Annotated in this window: 16 protein-coding genes; 4 read left to right on the top strand and 12 right to left on the bottom strand. The window is 49.5% G+C overall.

Features of this window, described 5'->3' with window-relative positions:
* The first annotated feature begins 50 nt into the window (after window positions 1–50).
* A complete protein-coding gene (locus QBE55_09055) occupies window positions 51–1,376 on the top strand; it encodes a glycosyltransferase family 2 protein (protein ID WZL77705.1) in 1,326 nt (441 codons plus the stop codon).
* Window positions 1,377–1,486: 110 nt separating this feature from the next.
* On the opposite strand, the gene guaA is transcribed toward QBE55_09055, so the two are convergent.
* The 6 genes from guaA to nth form a co-directional block, all read right to left on the bottom strand.
* Window positions 1,487–3,022, bottom strand: coding sequence for a glutamine-hydrolyzing GMP synthase (guaA, locus tag QBE55_09050; protein ID WZL77704.1), 1,536 nt, complete (start codon window positions 3,020–3,022; stop codon window positions 1,487–1,489).
* Window positions 3,023–3,057: 35 nt separating this feature from the next.
* A complete protein-coding gene (guaB, locus tag QBE55_09045) occupies window positions 3,058–4,551 on the bottom strand; it encodes an IMP dehydrogenase (GenBank protein ID WZL77703.1) in 1,494 nt (497 codons plus the stop codon).
* 120 nt (window positions 4,552–4,671) lie between these two features.
* Window positions 4,672–5,628 (bottom strand): DNA glycosylase, encoded by a 957-nt coding sequence (locus tag QBE55_09040; protein WZL77702.1) that lies wholly within the window; start codon window positions 5,626–5,628, stop codon window positions 4,672–4,674.
* A gap of 147 nt (window positions 5,629–5,775) precedes the next feature.
* On the bottom strand, window positions 5,776–7,110 hold the full coding sequence (gene gdhA / locus QBE55_09035; protein WZL77701.1) for an NADP-specific glutamate dehydrogenase: 1,335 nt from the start codon (window positions 7,108–7,110) through the stop codon (window positions 5,776–5,778).
* A gap of 201 nt (window positions 7,111–7,311) precedes the next feature.
* Window positions 7,312–8,148, bottom strand: a complete 837-nt coding sequence (locus QBE55_09030; GenBank protein ID WZL77700.1) for an Asp23/Gls24 family envelope stress response protein — start codon at window positions 8,146–8,148, stop codon at window positions 7,312–7,314.
* A 49-nt stretch (window positions 8,149–8,197) separates the two neighbouring features.
* Entirely contained in the window at window positions 8,198–8,836 is a 639-nt protein-coding gene (gene nth / locus QBE55_09025; protein ID WZL79907.1) for an endonuclease III, read from the bottom strand.
* Between the two features lie 320 nt (window positions 8,837–9,156).
* On the opposite strand from nth, the gene QBE55_09020 reads away from it, so the two are divergent.
* Complete coding sequence (locus QBE55_09020; GenBank protein WZL77699.1) at window positions 9,157–9,930, top strand: CAP domain-containing protein; 774 nt, start codon at window positions 9,157–9,159, stop codon at window positions 9,928–9,930.
* A 185-nt stretch (window positions 9,931–10,115) separates the two neighbouring features.
* Here the strand turns inward: QBE55_09020 and QBE55_09015 are convergent, their stop codons facing one another.
* Entirely contained in the window at window positions 10,116–10,388 is a 273-nt protein-coding gene (locus QBE55_09015; protein WZL77698.1) for a DUF3343 domain-containing protein, read from the bottom strand.
* A 91-nt stretch (window positions 10,389–10,479) separates the two neighbouring features.
* Here QBE55_09015 and QBE55_09010 point away from each other — a divergent pair, with 91 nt between their 5' ends.
* Complete coding sequence (locus tag QBE55_09010; GenBank protein WZL77697.1) at window positions 10,480–11,619, top strand: aminotransferase class V-fold PLP-dependent enzyme; 1,140 nt, start codon at window positions 10,480–10,482, stop codon at window positions 11,617–11,619.
* On the opposite strand, the gene QBE55_09005 is transcribed toward QBE55_09010, so the two are convergent.
* The 3 genes from QBE55_09005 to QBE55_08995 form a co-directional block, all read right to left on the bottom strand.
* Window positions 11,603–12,466 (bottom strand): PfkB family carbohydrate kinase, encoded by an 864-nt coding sequence (locus QBE55_09005; GenBank protein WZL77696.1) that lies wholly within the window; start codon window positions 12,464–12,466, stop codon window positions 11,603–11,605. The genes QBE55_09010 and QBE55_09005 overlap by 17 nt on opposite strands.
* 90 nt (window positions 12,467–12,556) lie before the next feature.
* Window positions 12,557–13,810, bottom strand: a complete 1,254-nt coding sequence (locus tag QBE55_09000) for a S8 family peptidase (protein ID WZL77695.1) — start codon at window positions 13,808–13,810, stop codon at window positions 12,557–12,559.
* Between the two features lie 81 nt (window positions 13,811–13,891).
* Entirely contained in the window at window positions 13,892–14,113 is a 222-nt protein-coding gene (locus QBE55_08995) for a hypothetical protein (GenBank protein ID WZL77694.1), read from the bottom strand.
* A 180-nt stretch (window positions 14,114–14,293) separates the two neighbouring features.
* On the opposite strand from QBE55_08995, the gene QBE55_08990 reads away from it, so the two are divergent.
* Window positions 14,294–15,409: a hypothetical protein gene (locus QBE55_08990; GenBank protein WZL77693.1), complete on the top strand. Its 1,116-nt coding sequence runs from the start codon at window positions 14,294–14,296 to the stop codon at window positions 15,407–15,409.
* Between the two features lie 41 nt (window positions 15,410–15,450).
* On the opposite strand, the gene QBE55_08985 is transcribed toward QBE55_08990, so the two are convergent.
* Together QBE55_08985 and QBE55_08980 are read right to left on the bottom strand one after the other, a co-directional pair.
* The gene (locus QBE55_08985) at window positions 15,451–15,984 is read right to left on the bottom strand and encodes an ECF transporter S component (GenBank protein ID WZL77692.1); all 534 of its coding nucleotides are present in this window, start codon (window positions 15,982–15,984) and stop codon (window positions 15,451–15,453) included.
* A complete protein-coding gene (locus QBE55_08980; protein ID WZL77691.1) occupies window positions 15,981–17,672 on the bottom strand; it encodes an MASE3 domain-containing protein in 1,692 nt (563 codons plus the stop codon). Before QBE55_08980 ends, QBE55_08985 begins: the two co-directional genes overlap by 4 nt.
* Window positions 17,673–17,683 lie beyond the last annotated feature (11 nt).

Here is a 17,683-nt window from a genome sequence, read left to right as displayed (position 1 = left end):
AACTGTCTGCTAAACTTGTACCATACCAAATGAAAGGCGGTTATTTATCAATGCTCGACTCGCTTGCTTCCATTTTAGCACTTTGCTTAAAAGCATACAGCGCATACTTTGTCGTGATTGCAGTTTTTGCCTTTCGGCGAAACAAGGGCTTCCAACACCATACGCCCCAGACGCGCTTTGCCTGCCTGATTGCTGCACGGAATGAAGAAGAGGTGATCGGAAATCTGATTCACAGCCTCAGGGCGCAGAATTATCCGGACGACCTTTACGACATTTTTGTGATTCCAAACAACTGTACGGATCAAACAGAAAAGACAGCCCGCACTGCCGGTGCAAAAATCCTTCATTGTATGGGAAGAGTGACCAAAAAAGGAGATGTACTGCATGAAGCGATTGCCTGTCTCCTGCCTCAGAACTACGACGCTTTTTGTGTATTTGATGCAGACAACATAGCAGGTCCAAATTTTCTTTCCCGTATGAACGATGCACTGAGCTCCGGGGTTCGCATCGCCAAAGGTGCAATGAAGGTAAAAAATCCTTATGACTCCTGGATATCCGGATGCTACGGGCTTTATTTCACATTGATGGATCTGTTTTTCAACCGTGCCAGGACAAACTGCGGCTTATCCGCCCGACTCAATGGCACAGGGTTTGCCGTTCACCGGGAAGTACTGGAAAAAATGGGTGGATGGAATACCGACACCATAGCGGAAGATGCAGAGTTCTACACGTTCTGTGTCCTTCATGGGTATCGGATCTGTTTCGTACCAAAAGCCATTACCTTCGATGAAGCAACGAATTCCTTTGCGATTTCCATGATCCAGAGAATGCGTTGGTGCAGCGGAATTATGGATGTCTCACAGAAGAAGACCCCGGAGCTGCTTTCCGCATCCGTCCGCACCGGCGGACGCAGGGCCTGGGATACCATTATGATCATCAACGGATCGTTTGTACAGGTGGCATCCATTTGCCCTCCCCTGCTTTCCTTCTTTAAAGCTGTGGGCAATGGCTCCTTCCTCTCACTCTGTGCCAGCTTTGGTGTGGGACTGGTGTTTTCCTGGCTTGGATGCATCCTGTTGGCTGCGGCCCTTGCATGGGTGGGGGGATACCGGGATCGGAAGATCCTAAAGACGGTTCTGTGTTACCCCTTGTTTACAGCCTCCTGGCTGCCACTGAATGTGATCTCCCTTTTGCATCGGACAAAGAATTGGAAAGTAATTCCCCATGGTCAGAAAAACGTACGGGCCAGAGATCTCCTTCTTCAAGAATCCAATTATCCACAGCCCAATTACCCGCGACGCACTTATAAAAAATCTGATTATCCGCAAAAGGCGGAGCGGAGACAAAAAGCAGCACCGCAATGGACAGAACGGTGATAGGAAGACTCCACCGCCATTCGGACACAGCTCCCATGAAATACACTCGATTTCCTCTAAAACCGCCGATGCTTCCGCATCGGCGTCCCGAGAGATGTCGAAAGGTTTATTTATTCATATTCAATCGTTGCCGGCGGTTTGCCGGTAATATCATACACCACACGGTTCACATGCTTTACCCCGTTGACGATCCGGTTGGACACCTTCTCCAGCACTTCATAAGGGATTCTCGCCCAGTCCGCTGTCATGGCATCCACACTGGTAATCGCCCGAAGGGCTATTGTATAATCATAGGTTCTTTCATCCCCCATGACACCTACACTTTTTATATTCGTCAGCACGGCAAAATACTGCCAGATTCTCCGATTCAGTCCGGCCCTGGCAATTTCCTCCCGGAATATGGCATCGGCTTCCCGCAAAATATCCAGCTTTTCCTTTGTGATATCGCCAATCACCCGAATGGCAAGTCCCGGTCCCGGGAAAGGCTGACGCCAGACCAGTTCCTCAGGAACCCCCAGCTCTTCACCTACCTTGCGCACCTCATCCTTGAACAGATTCCGCAAAGGCTCAATGATCCCCTTGAAATCAATATGCTCCGGCAGGCCGCCTACATTGTGATGACTTTTGATCACAGCCGCCTCCCCGATACCACTTTCCACCACATCCGGATAAATCGTCCCCTGGACCAGATAATCCACGGCACCGATCTTTTTTGCTTCTTCTTCAAATACCCGAATGAATTCCTCACCAACAATCTTCCTTTTGGCTTCCGGATCCGTAATCCCTTTCAGACGGGTCAGAAACCGTTCTTCCGCATTGACCCGGATCAAATTCATGTGAAACCGCTGCCGGAAGGCCTTTTCCACCTGATCCCCTTCGTCCTTGCGCATCAGTCCATGGTCCACAAAAATGCAGGTCAGGTTGTCGCCGATTGCCTTGTGAACCAGAACAGCGGACACCGAGCTGTCCACGCCGCCGGACAGGGCACAAAGCACTTTCTTATCTCCAATCTGCTCCTTCAGTGCCTTTACAGATTCCTGGACAAAACTGGCCATGGTCCAGTCGCCGCTGCAGCCGCAAATATCATACAGAAAGTTTTTCAGGATCCGATTCCCGAATTGGGTATGGGCCACCTCCGGATGAAATTGTACTCCATAAACTTTCCGGCCTGCGTTTTCCATTCCCGCAATGGGACAGGTATCCGTGGATGCTATGGTACGGAATCCTTTCGGCAGGGAATCCACCTGGTACGTATGACTCATCCAGCAGACACTTTCAGGAGCCGTGTCATGAAACAACGGGCTGCCGGTGTCAAACTTCACGACGGATTTGCCATATTCCCTCTCACCCGCTTTTGCGATCGTTCCCCCATAATGCCGGCCGATCAGCTGCGTCCCATAGCAAATTCCCAGAATTGGGACACCCAGTTCGAACACTTCCGGATCACAGACCGGTGCATCCCTGCGGTCCACACTGGAGGGGCTTCCGGTAAAAATGATTCCCTTTGGATCCTTCTCCCGGATCCGGCCGATGGGCGTATGAAACGGCAGAATTTCACAGTATACATTCGCCTCCCGGACTCTTCGGGCAATCAGCTGGTTGTACTGTCCTCCAAAATCCAGTACAAGAACGGTTTCCTTTGACATTCCTACATTCCTCTTTTCACATTTCACAAATCGTTTCACATCCCGGCACTGTAATTGGGAGCTTCTTTCGTAATATAGATATCATGGGGATGGCTTTCCTTCAGGCTGGCGTTGGTGATCTGAATAAAAGATGCCTTCGTCCGTAAATCCTGAATTGTCGGAGTGCCACAATATCCCATGCCAGACCGAAGTCCGCCGAGCAGCTGAAAGACCGTATCCTTCACAGCGCCCTTAAACGGCACGCGTCCCTCCACACCTTCGGGAACCAGCTTTTTGGAGCCTTCCTGGAAATAGCGGTCACTGCTGCCCGCTGCCATTGCGCTCAAGGAGCCCATGCCCCGATAGACCTTGAATCTGCGGCCCTGATAGAGTTCCGTTTCTCCCGGACTTTCCTCGGTGCCTGCCAGCAGACTGCCGATCATGACAGAACTCGCTCCGGCCGCAATCGCTTTGGTGATATCCCCGGAATACTTGATTCCGCCGTCTGCAATGATGGGAATGCCATACTTGTCCGCTTCCCGGGCACAGTCGTAAATGGCTGTAATCTGCGGTACGCCGATGCCGGATATCACTCTTGTGGTGCAGATGGATCCGGGACCGATCCCTACCTTGACACAGTCCGCTCCTGCTTCGATCAGCGCCTTTGTTGCCTCCGCCGTCGCAACGTTTCCTGCAATGAGCTGCAGATCCGGGAATTTCCTCTTTAGGGACTTTACCATATCAAGGACCCCCTGGGAATGCCCGTGCGCTGTATCCACTGCAATGACATCCACTTTTGCCTGAACCAGGGCTTCCACCCGCTCCATGGTATTCTTTGCAATACCAACTGCACCACCGGCAAGCAGACGACCGTTCTGATCCTTTGCAGAATTGGGATAACGAATGGTTTTTTCGATATCCTTGATGGTGATAAGTCCTTTCAGCATCCCGTTTCGGTCCACAATGGGAAGTTTCTCAATCTTATATTTCCGAAGGATCTCCTGTGCCTGAATCAGATTGGTACCCTCAGGAGCCGTGACCAGATTCTCGGAGGTCATGACATCCCTGATCTTTTTCGTAAAATCCGTCTCAAAACGAATATCCCGGTTTGTGATAATACCGATCAGTTTCCCGTGATCGGTAATGGGTACGCCGGAAATACGATACTTTTGCATCAGATTCATGGCATCGGACAGCAGATGATCCGCAGACAAATAAAAGGGGTCCACAATCACCCCATGCTCTGAACGCTTTACTTTATCCACCTGATCCGCCTGTTCTTCAATGGACATATTCTTGTGGATCATACCGACGCCGCCTTCCCGGGCAACGGCAATTGCCATCCTGGCCCCGGTAACGGTATCCATGGCCGCACTTAAAATCGGTGTATTCAGCTTGATGCTCCGTGTCAGTTGAGTGGTCAGATCCACATCTTTCGGCAAAACATCCGAGTACTGGGGGACCAAAAGAACATCATCAAACGTCAATCCTTCTTTTTGTATTAATTTCTGAATAGTAAACACTCCTTTCCTGATTGAAAACGACAGCATGATTTGTGCAGTAACCCAAATCGATAACATCAGTTTATTATTGCATCAACAGCAGTCCTGTAACAGGACATACAAACATACAAATATTAAAAATAAGTTTAACAAAAATGTCGGTTATTGTCAAGGTGAAATCGCCTGTTCCGGCGGATTCGTGCTCCCTCCAAACGGCCTTTCTGATGGAGGCAATCGAACGGTCCCCTTGTCCGGCTTCCCGATTTTTTGCTCCCTGGCATAATAAAACAGATACTGCTGAGCCACTCCGGAAAGTTTCCCAAACTTTTCAGAGGCAAAGGATCGAACCTGCCGGGCCGTTACCTTCCGCCCGATGTAATAGTATTCCATCACCCGTTTCACCCATACATCGATGGGAAATGCCTCCGACTTTTCCATGGAATAGAGCAAAACGCAGTCGGCCACCTTGTCTCCTACCCCTGCGCAGACAAGCAAAGCCTTATGCGCCTCCGGATAAGACATATCCCGTATCCCGGAAAGGGAAATCTGTCCTTCCGAAACCATGCGAGCGGTCTTTGCAATATAAGGTCCGCGATAACCGCATCCACAGGCACGGAGAGATTCTTCCCCGGCCCGGGACAATGCCGCAGGAGTAGGAAAAGTATAATATGTCCGGCCTTTCCAATGAATTTCCCTTCCATATTTCTCCGATAGCTTCTCAATGATTCCCTTGATCCTTTTGATGTTGTTGTTGGCGGACAGGATAAAGGATATCAGGGTTTCCCATGGATCCTGATTCAGGATGCGCATGCCCCAGCCGTATCGAACCGCCTTTTTCAGAACCGGATCGGCGGAGAGCTCTTCCCTGATCCTTCCATAATCCAGGTCCAAACCCAGATAATGCCTCATATAGCGATCATACCAGTCCGGATCACAATGTTCCAGTATCAAAGCATTGCTCCCGGCACAATAAGTTACCCGGAGAACCTGGTCCTGCACCACTCCCACATATGCGTCTCCATCCCTGTTCCAGCGAAATGCCTGTCCGCAGTCAAAAACATGTTCCGGATAAAAGTCCGTGATTCCGCTGATTCGTACCATATCTCCATCTGATGTAATCTTCAAATCCTGTCCCCCCGCTTCCCCTCCATTATAATGCCCTTTTCCCCAAAAATCCACAAAAAAGGACATACAAAAAAGCCACAGGCAACTCTTTCAAAGAATTGAGCTGCCTGTGGCTTTTTTGAGCAGGCCGGACTCAGGGCATACGACTCATACGATCCCCTGAGCCATCATCGCATCGGCGACCTTTCGAAATCCCGCAATATTTGCACCAGCAACCAGATTGTTCTCCTGTCCATATTTCCCGGCTGCCTCACTGACATTTCTATAAATATTACCCATGATATGCTTCAGCCTGGTATCCACTTCCTCAAAACTCCAGGCAAGCCGCATGTTGTTCTGGGACATTTCCAGAGCAGATATCGCAACACCTCCGGCATTGGATGCCTTACCGGGAGCAAACAGGATCCTGCTTTTCTGAAATTTCGCCGTTGCCTCCGGGGTGGAGGGCATATTGGCTCCTTCTCCCACTGCGAAGCAGCCATGGGCAATCAGGGATTCTGCGGATTCCCCGTCCAGCTCGTTCTGAGTGGCACAAGGCAGGGCAATATCACATGGGATGGACCAGATCCCCCTGCAGCCTTCCCGATACTCCGCATCCGAATGGACGGCAGTATATTCCCGGATTCTTTTTCGCCGAACTTCCTTGATTTGCTTTACCGTATCCAGCCGGATTCCGCCGGGATCACGGATGTATCCATCCGAGTCGCTCATGGCCACCACCTTCGCGCCCAGCTGCTGTGCTTTTTCCACTGCATAGACAGCCACATTGCCGGAACCGGAAACCACAATGGTTTTGCCCTGAAGGGATTCTCCCTTCTCCTTTATCATCTCGTTCACAAAATAAACAAGGCCATAGCCGGTTGCCTCTGTCCGGACAAGACTTCCGCCAAATGCCGGTCCCTTTCCGGTAAGAATGCCTTCCGAAGTATTCCGGATCCGCTTATACTGTCCATACAGATAACCGATCTCCCTGGCCCCGACTCCAATATCTCCGGCAGGCACATCCGTATCCTCCCCGATATGGCGATACAGCTCTGTCATAAAGCTCTGACAAAAGCGCATCACTTCCCCGTCGGATTTCCCCCTGGGATCAAAGTCGCTGCCGCCCTTTCCCCCGCCGATGGGAAGCCCGGTCAGGGAATTCTTGAACGTTTGCTCGAAGCCAAGAAACTTGATGATCCCAAGATTCACGGAAGCATGGAAGCGAAGTCCTCCCTTGTAAGGCCCGATTGCGCTGTTGAACTGTACACGAAAGCCCCGGTTGACATTTACCCTGCCCTGATCGTCCACCCAGGGTACGCGAAACATGATCTGTCTTTCCGGTTCGGTCAATCGCTCCAGAAGACCTGCATTTTCAAACTCCGGATGCTTCTCCAGCACCGGTTCGAGAGACTGTAAAACCACTTTTACCGCCTGGTGGAACTCCGGTTCGCCGGGATTTTTCCGAATGACTTTGTCCAAAACACGATTGCTGTATGACATGAGAATAAAACACCTCTTCCACAAAATCAAATTGCTCTTTTTTCCTGCTGCCCATCCAAAAAAAGAGCAATCCAATGAAAAAGAGCCATGCAATTTTAAACATTGCATTATGCATATTTTTCATTTTTAAGCTTCGAAAGTGATTATAACACAATCATAATGATATTTGCAACTTGGAATCCATCATTCTTCATTATGGGCTCAGACTTTTGCTTTTTCCGTTTCTTTCGGCGTAATCAACTTCCTCGCCTCCACATTGATATCCAGAACATTCAGCCCGGTCATATAGGTGATGCTTTCCCGGACACATCGCTGGATCTGCACCAGAGTCCGGTGTATCGGAAATCCATAATATACCGATATAATAATATGAATGCAAATTCCATCCACCTGGCTGCTGATCTCGCATCTTTGAACCCTGCAAACTCCTTCCACGTTTTGGGCGCCATAAAGGGCAATGGATTCCACTGCAGAATCCGCAATATAAAACCTGCCAAAATAACTGTAAGTAGGCCGGACCACTGTTTTCTCCGCGGCATCCTGTCTGCCCTTTCCTCTGGACCGGAAGATCCGAAGCGGATCGATGAAATACCCGGAAAAGTCCTTCTGAACCTCGAAAGTAGGTACAGGGATAATATGCTTTCCCTCTTCCTTTCGATTTTTTTGTGCCCGATGGATATCGCGTTTTGAGGCAATGTCCTCAATCCGGATCCATTCTTCGACCGGAAGAAGCTGCAGCCGCTGTGCAATCCGTTCAATCATCTTTTTGGAAGTGCCGAGAACCAGAACCGAGGATGGCTTTTTCAGGCGGATGGCTTCCCTGACCTTTTCCGCATGTTCCGGATCCATGAACAATGCTCTCCGGATGGCAGAAAGCCGTGTGGCTTCCTTCTTGGCAGAGATCCCAGCCAGAATCCTGGTGCCTTCGATCAACAGACCGTCATCAATCACACAGGGAATTCCTCTCGTATTGGCCAGCCCAACCGCATGAAAGCTCTTTCCTGTACCACTGGAGCCCACCAGACCGTATGTCTTCAAAAGCATTCCTCCTCTGCTTCCAATGCATAAAACAAACTAAAGTTTCTTCCTATTTTTCCTCCAGATTCCGACGATATTTGCACAGGGACTGCAAAAAACAATTTTCACAATCCGGCTTCCTGGCCTTGCAGATCCTCCGTCCATGATAAATCAGCCAATGATGCGCACGGGACCATTTCTTCTTGGGAATGTTCTCCATCAGCTGCTTCTCCGTATCCAGAACATTGTCGGCATCTGCCAGGCCCAAACGGTTGGAAACCCGGAATACATGGGTATCCACTGCGATGGCATCCTTTCCAAAGGCGTTGCTCAATACGACATTTGCCGTCTTTCTCCCTACCCCGGGCAGGGACGTCAGGGACTCCATATTATCCGGCACCTGCCCTCCGTACTGCTCCATCAGGATCTTACAGGTTTGTATGATATTTTTACTTTTGGTCCGGTAAAATCCACAGCTGTGGATCTTCTGCCCCATCTCCTCCGGTGTCAGGGCAGCCATCTCCCTGGGGCCGGGATATTCCTGAAACAATCCCTCTGTGACCTTGTTCACCTGCCTGTCCGTACATTGAGCAGCCAGCATGGTGGCAATCAGCAGTTCAAAGGGGTTGGCAAAATCCAGCGCCGTAACGGCATCAGTATAGTGCTGCTCCAGCAGCTCCAGTATCTTTTTGTGATTTTCCCTGTCAATTGAATCCATTGTATTATCCATTCTTTCTATAGTTCTGTTGAAATATCCACAATCAAGATAGCCAAAAACATTTTCTCTTGTCCGTATTATACTATACGAACGGTTTGAAGTCCATGAAGGAAACAATCCTTTATATACCCGGATAGCCCCATGAAAAAACAGATTTCAACCAGGATCTTCCGGATCTGCTGCCCCTGCTCCGTGTTGGGAAACATTACATGGCCCGGACCGGTTGACATAATTTTTGACACATGTTACGATTCTATTACTAAATCATTACGTGCACGTAATGATCAATCAGAGAAAGTGAGGAAAACCTTATGAAGAAAAATATCAAGAAACTGCTTCTCCTGTCAACCGTTCTGGCTGTTCTGCTGGTTCCGCTGCAGGGGGCTTTGGCAGCAGATACCTCCGGATCCCGGAATACCGGCAACACATGCACCGTCTCCCTATGGAAAGGATTCTGCAACCGGATTACATACACCATTTTTAATGGATGGAAATGGATCCCGGTGAGACACAATCCTGCCGACTGCAAAAAACCGACACCCGGCTCAACAACAGAGCCAACTCCGGCTCCCACCACAAAGCCGACTCCGGCTCCCACCACAAAGCCGACTCCGGCTCCCACCACAAAGCCGACTCCGGTTCCCACTGCAAAGCCGACTCCGGCTCCCACTCCAAAACCCACGCAGAACCCGGGACAGTCTTCCGGCTATCAACTGAGCGCAGAAGAGCAGAAAATGATTCAGCTGGTCAACCAGGAACGTCAGAAAGCCGGTGTGTCTCCCCTGACAATCGATCCGGAGCTCAGCCGCGTTGCCAGGATCAAGTCACAGGATATGAAGGACAACGGCTACTTTTCCCATACTTCCCCCACGTATGGAAGTCCTTTTGATATGATGAAGAGCTTCGGCATCACATACCGCACAGCAGGAGAAAACATTGCCCTGAACAGCAGCGTGGAAGGTGCCCATACCAGTTTGATGAATTCGGAAGGACACAGGGAAAATATTATGAACTCCAGCTTTACCCATATCGGAATCGGGATTGTAGACGGCAGATATTACACCCAGATGTTTATCGGAAAATGAGGAAAAGCAACAAAAATAAAATAGTTGAAATCCTTTCCACTTGAACGGAATGGATTTCAACTATCGCAAAGGGAAACGGTTTACAAACCGGTTCCCTTTTTTTCAGCCTGCAGTGCAAAACTTCCTGCCTTTTGCAAGCCACATGGATACCGGGAACGGACTGACATCCACAGCTTTCTGCTGCCCTACAGGGGAATGCGGGTGATGATGGTGTTGGCGCCCATTCTTGCCACATGATAACACCCAATGACAGGAGTGTTATACTGCCTGCACAACGGAAGGATTCGCCCGGTCATATAAGGTGAAAACCGAAGAGACAAACCACAGCCCACTGCAACTTCCTTTGGGGTAGACATAACCTGCGTCGGAATGCCTTGATCCTGAAGAATCTGAGCAAAATGGAGGGCATGCTGTCTGGAACGAAACGACAGGATGTCAAACGTTTCCTGATAGGGCATTTGCTTCACTCCTTTGGTTCTATAATATTCCCTGATTTAATATATTGGTTAGGAAAGAAAGTTGTTACAATATATAATTGGGGGAAATACCATGATATATATGGACAATGCTGCGACAACCTGGCCCAAGCCACCGGCTGTCTGCCAGGCGGTAATGGAATGTATGGAAAAATACGGTGCAAACCCGGGCAGATCCGGACACAAAATGGCCGTTCAGGCTGGGCAGATCCTGCTGTGTGCCCGAGAAATGCTCTGCGAGCTGTTCCATCTGAGCGATCCCTTCCGGATTATCTTCACCTATAATTGTACCGACAGTCTCAATCTGGCCATCAAGGGCCTGGTGGCTCCGGGAGATCACGTAATCACCACATCCATGGAACACAATGCCGTCGCCAGGCCGTTAAAAAAACTGGAAAAGCAGGGCCTGGAACTGACCCTTGTGCAGTGCAGTCCGGAGGGAATCCTGGATCCCGGGGATATCCGAAAGGCAATCCGGCCCAACACCCGTCTGATTGTCACCACTCACGCCTCCAATGTCACAGGCGCCATTCTACCGATTGAAGAAATCGGCAATATTGCCAGGGATCACGGGATTCCTTATCTGGTGGACGCGGCCCAGACAGCCGGAATCCTTCCCATTGATCTGTCTGCCCTGCCGGTGGATCTGATGGCCTTCCCGGGTCACAAGGGACTACTGGGGCCGCAGGGCACAGGAGGCCTGTACATTCATCCGGATGTAAAACTGGACACGGTCCGGGAAGGCGGGACCGGCAGTCAGTCCGAGAGCCTGGACCAGCCGGATCTGCTGCCGGATAAATATGAATCCGGAACGCTGAATACTCCCGGCATCGCAGGACTGGCAGCCGGTGTAAAATATATTCTGGACCAGAGCCCATCCAAACTGCTGGCCCGGGAACAGCGATTGGAAAAGTTCTTTCTGGAAGCCCTCTCGCATATCAGCGGAATCAAAATGTACCAGCCTTCCGGAAAAGGCAAAACCGGCATCGTATCCGTCAATGTTGGAGATAAGGATTCGTCCGAGGTCTCCAATCTGCTGGATGAACGCTATGACATTGCAACCAGAGGCGGACTTCATTGCTGTCCGCTTGCCCATGAAACCATCGGTACCATGAATCAGGGCACGGTACGTTTCAGCTTTGGTATTTTCAATACTTTGGAGGAAGTAAAACAGTGTGTCCGGGCATTGTACGAAATCAGCCGGGGCGGTTAACCGATTCGCCGGGAAGGACGCGCTCCGCAATGCTTCTCCAGTCCTCAGCTTTTGCTGTCCTGGCTCCCATCCCGGAGAAATTTCCTTTATCAGGTGAATTCTTTTCGCTGTGGGACGTTCTCCTGCCGACGGTTTCCAGAACCAGCTCATCCGCAATTTTGCCAGCTGTTTCCCTTGGAAGTCCCATGGAAATCCCCATGGACAAGCCCGCCAGGAATATGGCCTGCGTATCGGTAAAATCGAGTCGGATGACATCGCTTCCCCGATAGTTGGGCAAATCCTTTCTGCTTGTGCCGACAAGGACAGGGATTTCCCCGGGCTCACAAAATTCCCGGACAGCACACAGCAGCCCTTCCGAAATGACACCCCTTTCGTAATCCAATATCGTTACAAGACGAATATCGTTTGCGATCAAGGCCACCAATCGCAGCACATCATGAAAGATATCGGATACAAATTCCCGTGTATCTTCCCCGTCCCGGGAAGCAGGTGACAACTCCCCGGCGGTGTTCCAAAGGTTTCCCGCTGTACACCAGGAATCTTCCACTCCCAGAATAGCAGGAATGCTCTTTTGGCCCAGTATCTTCCGAATCTTTTCCCCTTCTTCATCCTTCCCAACCACACCTGCCAGAGTGACTTTCCCGCCTATGCTTCTGATATTTGCAGCCACACTGGCTGCTCCTCCGAGGCAGCAGATGATTCCGTCCGGATCCGGCATCAATGCATGGGCCTTCCGGCACAGGTCTGTCTCCCGGTTCAGCACATATTGATCCAGCATAATATCGCCGATTACCAGTATCTCATATGGAGATCTGCGTTCTCCTGTCATCCCGTTCCGATTTACCATGAAAATCCTCCCATGAAGAATAATAGACAGGATTAATTCCTGTAAAACAGCAAAAAGATGGGAAGCGGGAGGAAACGAACCTCCTCCCGGTTAAATACCCATGGACTTCCGAATATTCAATATTCCTTTTCCCTGTGCATATTTACTCACATTCATTTGAAAAGCATTTTTCGTCAAAGCATCTTTTACCTCAGACGGCGTCATTCCCGGATTCCTTCCGACAAGCAGGGCAGCTGCGCCGGAAACAACCGGCGTTGCCACAGAGGTACCGGACATACTTTTATAGGGTATTTTCAGAGCTTCCGGCCGGCGGGAACCTGTATATTCCAAATCCGCATCCGTTGCGGTGATGCCTACACCAGGTGCCACGATATCCGGCTTTACAAGATTTCGGTTTACGGGACCCCGGCTTGAAAACTCTGCTATCTTATCATCTTCGTACTTTGGGGTTCGATTATCGTCCACCGCTCCGACCGTTAAGATGAGCGGGCTCACGCCCGGAGTGGCTATGGTATTTTGCTTGGGACCGGCATTCCCTGCCGCTGCAACTACTACGATCCCTCTTCTCCAGATTTCTTCAACCGCCGCCGCAAGAGGATCCAACCGGGAACCGGAAGGCTGTGCACCCAGAGAAAGTGACAGTACCTTTATTTTATGTTCCTTCTGATGATCCGCAACCCATTGCATGCCTGCCAGAATATCGGATGAATTGCCGGAGCCATTCTTATCCATGACCTTCACTCCGATCAGGTTGGCCTCCGGTGCAATTCCCTTATATTTGCCGCTGGATGCATATCCACTTCCTGCTGCAACGCCGGCAACAAAGGTGCCATGTCCGTTGTCATCATAAGGGGACAATTTGTTGTTGACAAAATCCTTAAATGCTATGATCCGGTTCCTTGGTCTTATGAAATCCTGATGTGGGTAAATACCGGTATCCAATATTGCAATACCGACACCCTTCCCTGTATATCCTGTATTATTGATTGCTCTGGCCCCAACCTCCTGGGCGGCTACGTTTAAAAGCGAGCTCATTTCAATATCATCTGAAATATACTGCACGATGTCCGCTTTTGCTGTATCTTCCAGCTTGCCGCCTTCTATCACAACGGCATAAGCATTGATAAAAGGAAGATCATATTTTATCTTCACGCCTTTGCTTTCCAGATACTTCTTGCAGCTGTTTGTTTCCTCTTCCTTCTCTTTGGAAAATACAATGGCGGGAATACTGCTCAGGCCTAAAGTCCTGGTCTTTTTAAGCAGTCTGCCATCTATCTTTTCCCTGCCCTTACTGCTGTTTCCAAACAGAAAAGGCAGCATTGTCATCCCCGACAGACTCTTCAAGGATATCCCCCCTTTCTTCCTACCTGATATATCTTATGTATATCAAGGTGAAGATGTTAAAGGAGAGTCCTCAATTTATCCTCATTGAAGCTCGCGGATCAGTTTTTGTATTTTTCTCCTTTGCTCATTGTTCAGCATGGGCAGGACCGTCCGGAGCATCTGTTCCGCCTTCGCCGGCGTCAAACCTCCCTCCCCGGAACGAATCATCCGGGCCAGTTCCCTTACCACTTCATCTTCTGATTTTCCCTGCATCTGCCGGGCTATCTGCGACATCCTGTTCATATCCTGGGTATTGAACTCCATACTATCCCTCCTTTAAATCGCTCTTTTCCATCTATACCATCCTATTCGTACCACCTGCAATTGACACAGAAAATCAGGATCCGCAACAGGAAATGGTTTGCAAATTAATGCTGCACATCGTGCGGGAAATCGCGTATGATAGATTAGGATAATTGTTCTATCATTGTGAGGAGGGATACGATGATTCAAAGAATCAATGATTCCGCCTATAACAGAAAATCGCCTCAGGAATTCATACCAAGGCGGGATCTTTTCCCCGATGCAGAACCACCGCTGTCGGGCAAATCCACAGAAGACAAGAACCCGTCCGTCAGGAAGCCCGCCAATAAGGAAAACGGGAAAAGGTCATCGGCTTCGGAGCAGCAGGCAAGAGAACCATCAATACATACAAACAGGATTCCGGTGGAGGAAAATGAACCCCTGCCCCTGCAGCAGCCTTTAAAACCGGTGAAGAAGCAAAGCCGGACATTTGTTCCTCCGACCACATTTTTTCTTCTTTTGATTGGCTGGCTCCTGATATGGCCAAGAATGAAAAAAGCACGGCTTCCCCGGACTTACGGTATGGAATCCATGGAATCCGCCTTTGAAAACCTGCTGGACAATCCGAAAAACATAGAGATGCTGCATGCGATTTGCCCTTATCTGGAGGAACAGCAGCAGGACGCCGTTTACACCATTACAGGAATTCTGGATGCACTGAGTTCCATTCGGAGTACCCTGAACCATACCTATCCGCAAAAAATCTGGAACAGTGCAGTAAATGTGCCGTCTGATCCGGATGCAAGAAAGATAGAGCTCATGAAGGCAATAAAACCTTATGTTGACCCGGACAACCAAAGGAAACTGGATCAGATCATGGGAACCTATCACACGGTGGATCAGCTGAACCGGAATATCCGGAATTATCAAAACAGACAATCCATAGCCGGCGTACAAAATACGTCTCCCACAGAATCCTTCGGGGAAATTCTTTATATCATCCGACCCATCCTGCCTCAGGAATTCGGGGATAAAGCCGATCAGCTCCTGCAAATCCTGAAAATCGCACAAACAATGGAATCCACCAAAAAGGAAAGCCAAAAGGAGGAAGCAGGGGAAGAGGACACACAGAACAGGGAGAAGCAAAAAGATGCTGAAAATACCATGATGCAGGCTCCGCCTTCCACAGAACTGACGGATAAGCAAAATGAGTCCATGGAAATGATGGTCCGGATGGCTCAGCTGCTGTCACAGACAAAGGATTCCTCCGGCACCGGGTCCGGTCCGGATCCCGGTAAGCCGGAAGAGGCAGAATAAGGTGGCAGAAAAGGGCTGTCTGCTGCCTTGCCTCTTTTTTCCTATTCTTCCCGGACCGATTTTCTTAAAACAGTCAGAATCCCAACCGCCAGGACTCCTCCGATCCCTGCAGTAACCAGCTGTGGCCAGCTGAATTGAGCAGAAAGTGCCGCGCGCATTTTATCCGGAGCATTGGGCAGGAAAAAAGGCAGGACAATCTTCACCACACCAAGATACAACGTGATGAATTTCAGCACGGCACCGGTGACGACGGCCAGAATCGGATTCTTATCATACAGAAGAGACGCCATCACCACCAGAACGAAATTGCCAAAGGCAATGGGAACCACCAGAACAGGGGATGGCGTAAATCCCTGAATCAATGCGATAATGGGAGCGGCAAGGGCAATAATCAGTCCTCCCCTGATTCCCATCATAACAGCCGCAACAATGAGACACAGATTCACAAGGGAACCCACAACAGTCTGGCTTATGTTGGAAGGAATGGCAGGAATCCACAGCCGAAGCGATTGAAACATCACCGTCAGTGCCAGTAAAATAGCTGTCCTGGCAATCCATCGGATTGATCTGTTCATAACAATTCCACCTTCTTTCCATCGTACTCCCTTATTTTCATAACAAGTACCGTTACATCATCGATCATTTGATTCCCCCCCAATATTGCCTGATACAGATCCAGCAGATATCCCGTCGTTTCTTCCGCAGTCGTGTTCTTCATTCCTTTCAGGAACTCCATCAGATTGGACTCATTGAATTGATCCGGCTTCTTCCGGTCAATTTCAATCAGCCCATCCGTAAAGAACAAAAGGCTGTCCCCCTCCTCCAGCTGAAGCCTCCGGTTTTCATAGGAAGGGCTTACAATCCCCGCCAGCTTGCAGATTGGCAGGCCCACAATGGGGATCGGTCGGACTTCCCCGCTTTTCTCCAGAACAAGGGGAGAAACATTCATTCCTGCGGAACAATAAGTCAATACCCGGCTCTTCAAATGATAGATTCCATAAAAAAGCACAGTATAGACTTCCTCAGGAAACGGCATCCGGTTATAGGTATAATAGAGATTATTCAGGACCTGCTTGGGGGACAGAACCCGGATGTGCCCGTCGTCATATTCCCTGCGGACATGAATATTCTGGTTGATGAAGACGGTAATCATGGCGGCGGAAACGCCATGGCCTGCCACATCGCCGATCAGGATCCCCACATTTTCATCATCCAGCCGGTATACATTGTAGAAATCCCCGCCTATTTTTTCACAGGGCAGGTAGCTGGCGTAAAATTCAAGGCCATCCGCAGTGGGAAAACTGGCGGGCAGCAGCGCACTCTGAATGTTCCTGGCATAATTCAGATCCTTTATCAGCTTTTCATTGGCCACCGTAATCTCTTTCGTTCTCTGCTTCACCTGATCTTCCAGGTCGTCCGCATACCGGCTAAGCTTCTGCTCTGTCTTATGTAAAGCACGATAGGGCTTCTGAACATTCAATACAAACTTTGCCTTGAACAAGAAATAATAGGCAGCAATTTTATAAATATGCCCCAGCAGATTATAGGAATCATATACATTGCAGTACTGCGTAAATGCCATCTCACTGAAAATACTCAGCAAGATCGAAAGAATGACATACCGGTATCCTTCCTCCCCCTTCTCCCATCTGTAACTCCGATAGAAGAGCCCCAGGCTGATTAAAAAAACAGCAATAATCAGATATTCCAGGTGGATCTTCAGGGGAGTCAGCCCCTGCCCTTCAATAAACAGGGGTGGAATCTGATCCAGCCGGTAGGTCAGGAGATAAAGCAGGACTCCGCTGTAAACCAGGGAAACCGAGGCACAGAGTCTTCGGCTGACCCTTGTGGCTCTGTCCCGTACCAGGCCGGCAAGCAGCATCCCGATACAGGAAGTAAGACGGGCAGCAATCCAGAAGGACGTTGCCTTCGGTACGGAAGACGGGGTCAGAAACTTTGGCATGCCATTGTAGCTGAGCGTATGGAACAGATCCAGCAGGCCGACTGACAGAAAAGTGCATGAAAAAATGAGCGTCCGCAGGCGCCTGCAGCGCTCAAATGTATAATGGGAAATTAAAAAAATACAAAAGGACATAACAATACTCAGAAGCTCCAGACAAGTATGAATGGTCAGAAAATCATCCATATGAAAAATATGATACAGATATGGATCCAGCCAACGCACCAGGCCATACAGAACAGCCGAAAAAAGAAAGACAGCAAGAAAAAGAAACCGATCCTTCCGAAATCTCTGAGTCCCCATAATCCCCCTCC

The sequence above is a fragment of the Eubacteriales bacterium mix99 genome (assembly GCA_038396605.1).
GTDB lineage: Bacteria > Bacillota > Clostridia > Caldicoprobacterales > DTU083 > UBA4874.
This window is presented reverse-complemented; position numbering and strand designations above follow the sequence as displayed.

Excerpts from the sequence above, each read along its gene's own strand:
- QBE55_09055 (WZL77705.1), top strand. The coding sequence starts at position 51 with ATGCTCGACTCGCTTGCTTCCATTTTAGCACTTTGCTTAAAAGCATAC.
- QBE55_08980 (WZL77691.1), bottom strand. The coding sequence starts at position 17,672 with ATGGGGACTCAGAGATTTCGGAAGGATCGGTTTCTTTTTCTTGCTGTC.
- QBE55_09010 (WZL77697.1), top strand. The coding sequence starts at position 10,480 with ATGATATATATGGACAATGCTGCGACAACCTGGCCCAAGCCACCGGCT.
- guaA (WZL77704.1), bottom strand. The coding sequence starts at position 3,022 with ATGTCAAAGGAAACCGTTCTTGTACTGGATTTTGGAGGACAGTACAAC.
- QBE55_08995 (WZL77694.1), bottom strand. The coding sequence starts at position 14,113 with ATGGAGTTCAATACCCAGGATATGAACAGGATGTCGCAGATAGCCCGG.
- QBE55_09005 (WZL77696.1), bottom strand. The coding sequence starts at position 12,466 with ATGGTAAATCGGAACGGGATGACAGGAGAACGCAGATCTCCATATGAG.
- QBE55_09020 (WZL77699.1), top strand. The coding sequence starts at position 9,157 with ATGAAGAAAAATATCAAGAAACTGCTTCTCCTGTCAACCGTTCTGGCT.
- guaB (WZL77703.1), bottom strand. The coding sequence starts at position 4,551 with ATGCTGTCGTTTTCAATCAGGAAAGGAGTGTTTACTATTCAGAAATTA.
- QBE55_08985 (WZL77692.1), bottom strand. The coding sequence starts at position 15,984 with ATGAACAGATCAATCCGATGGATTGCCAGGACAGCTATTTTACTGGCA.
- QBE55_08990 (WZL77693.1), top strand. The coding sequence starts at position 14,294 with ATGATTCAAAGAATCAATGATTCCGCCTATAACAGAAAATCGCCTCAG.
- gdhA (WZL77701.1), bottom strand. The coding sequence starts at position 7,110 with ATGTCATACAGCAATCGTGTTTTGGACAAAGTCATTCGGAAAAATCCC.
- QBE55_09015 (WZL77698.1), bottom strand. The coding sequence starts at position 10,388 with ATGCCCTATCAGGAAACGTTTGACATCCTGTCGTTTCGTTCCAGACAG.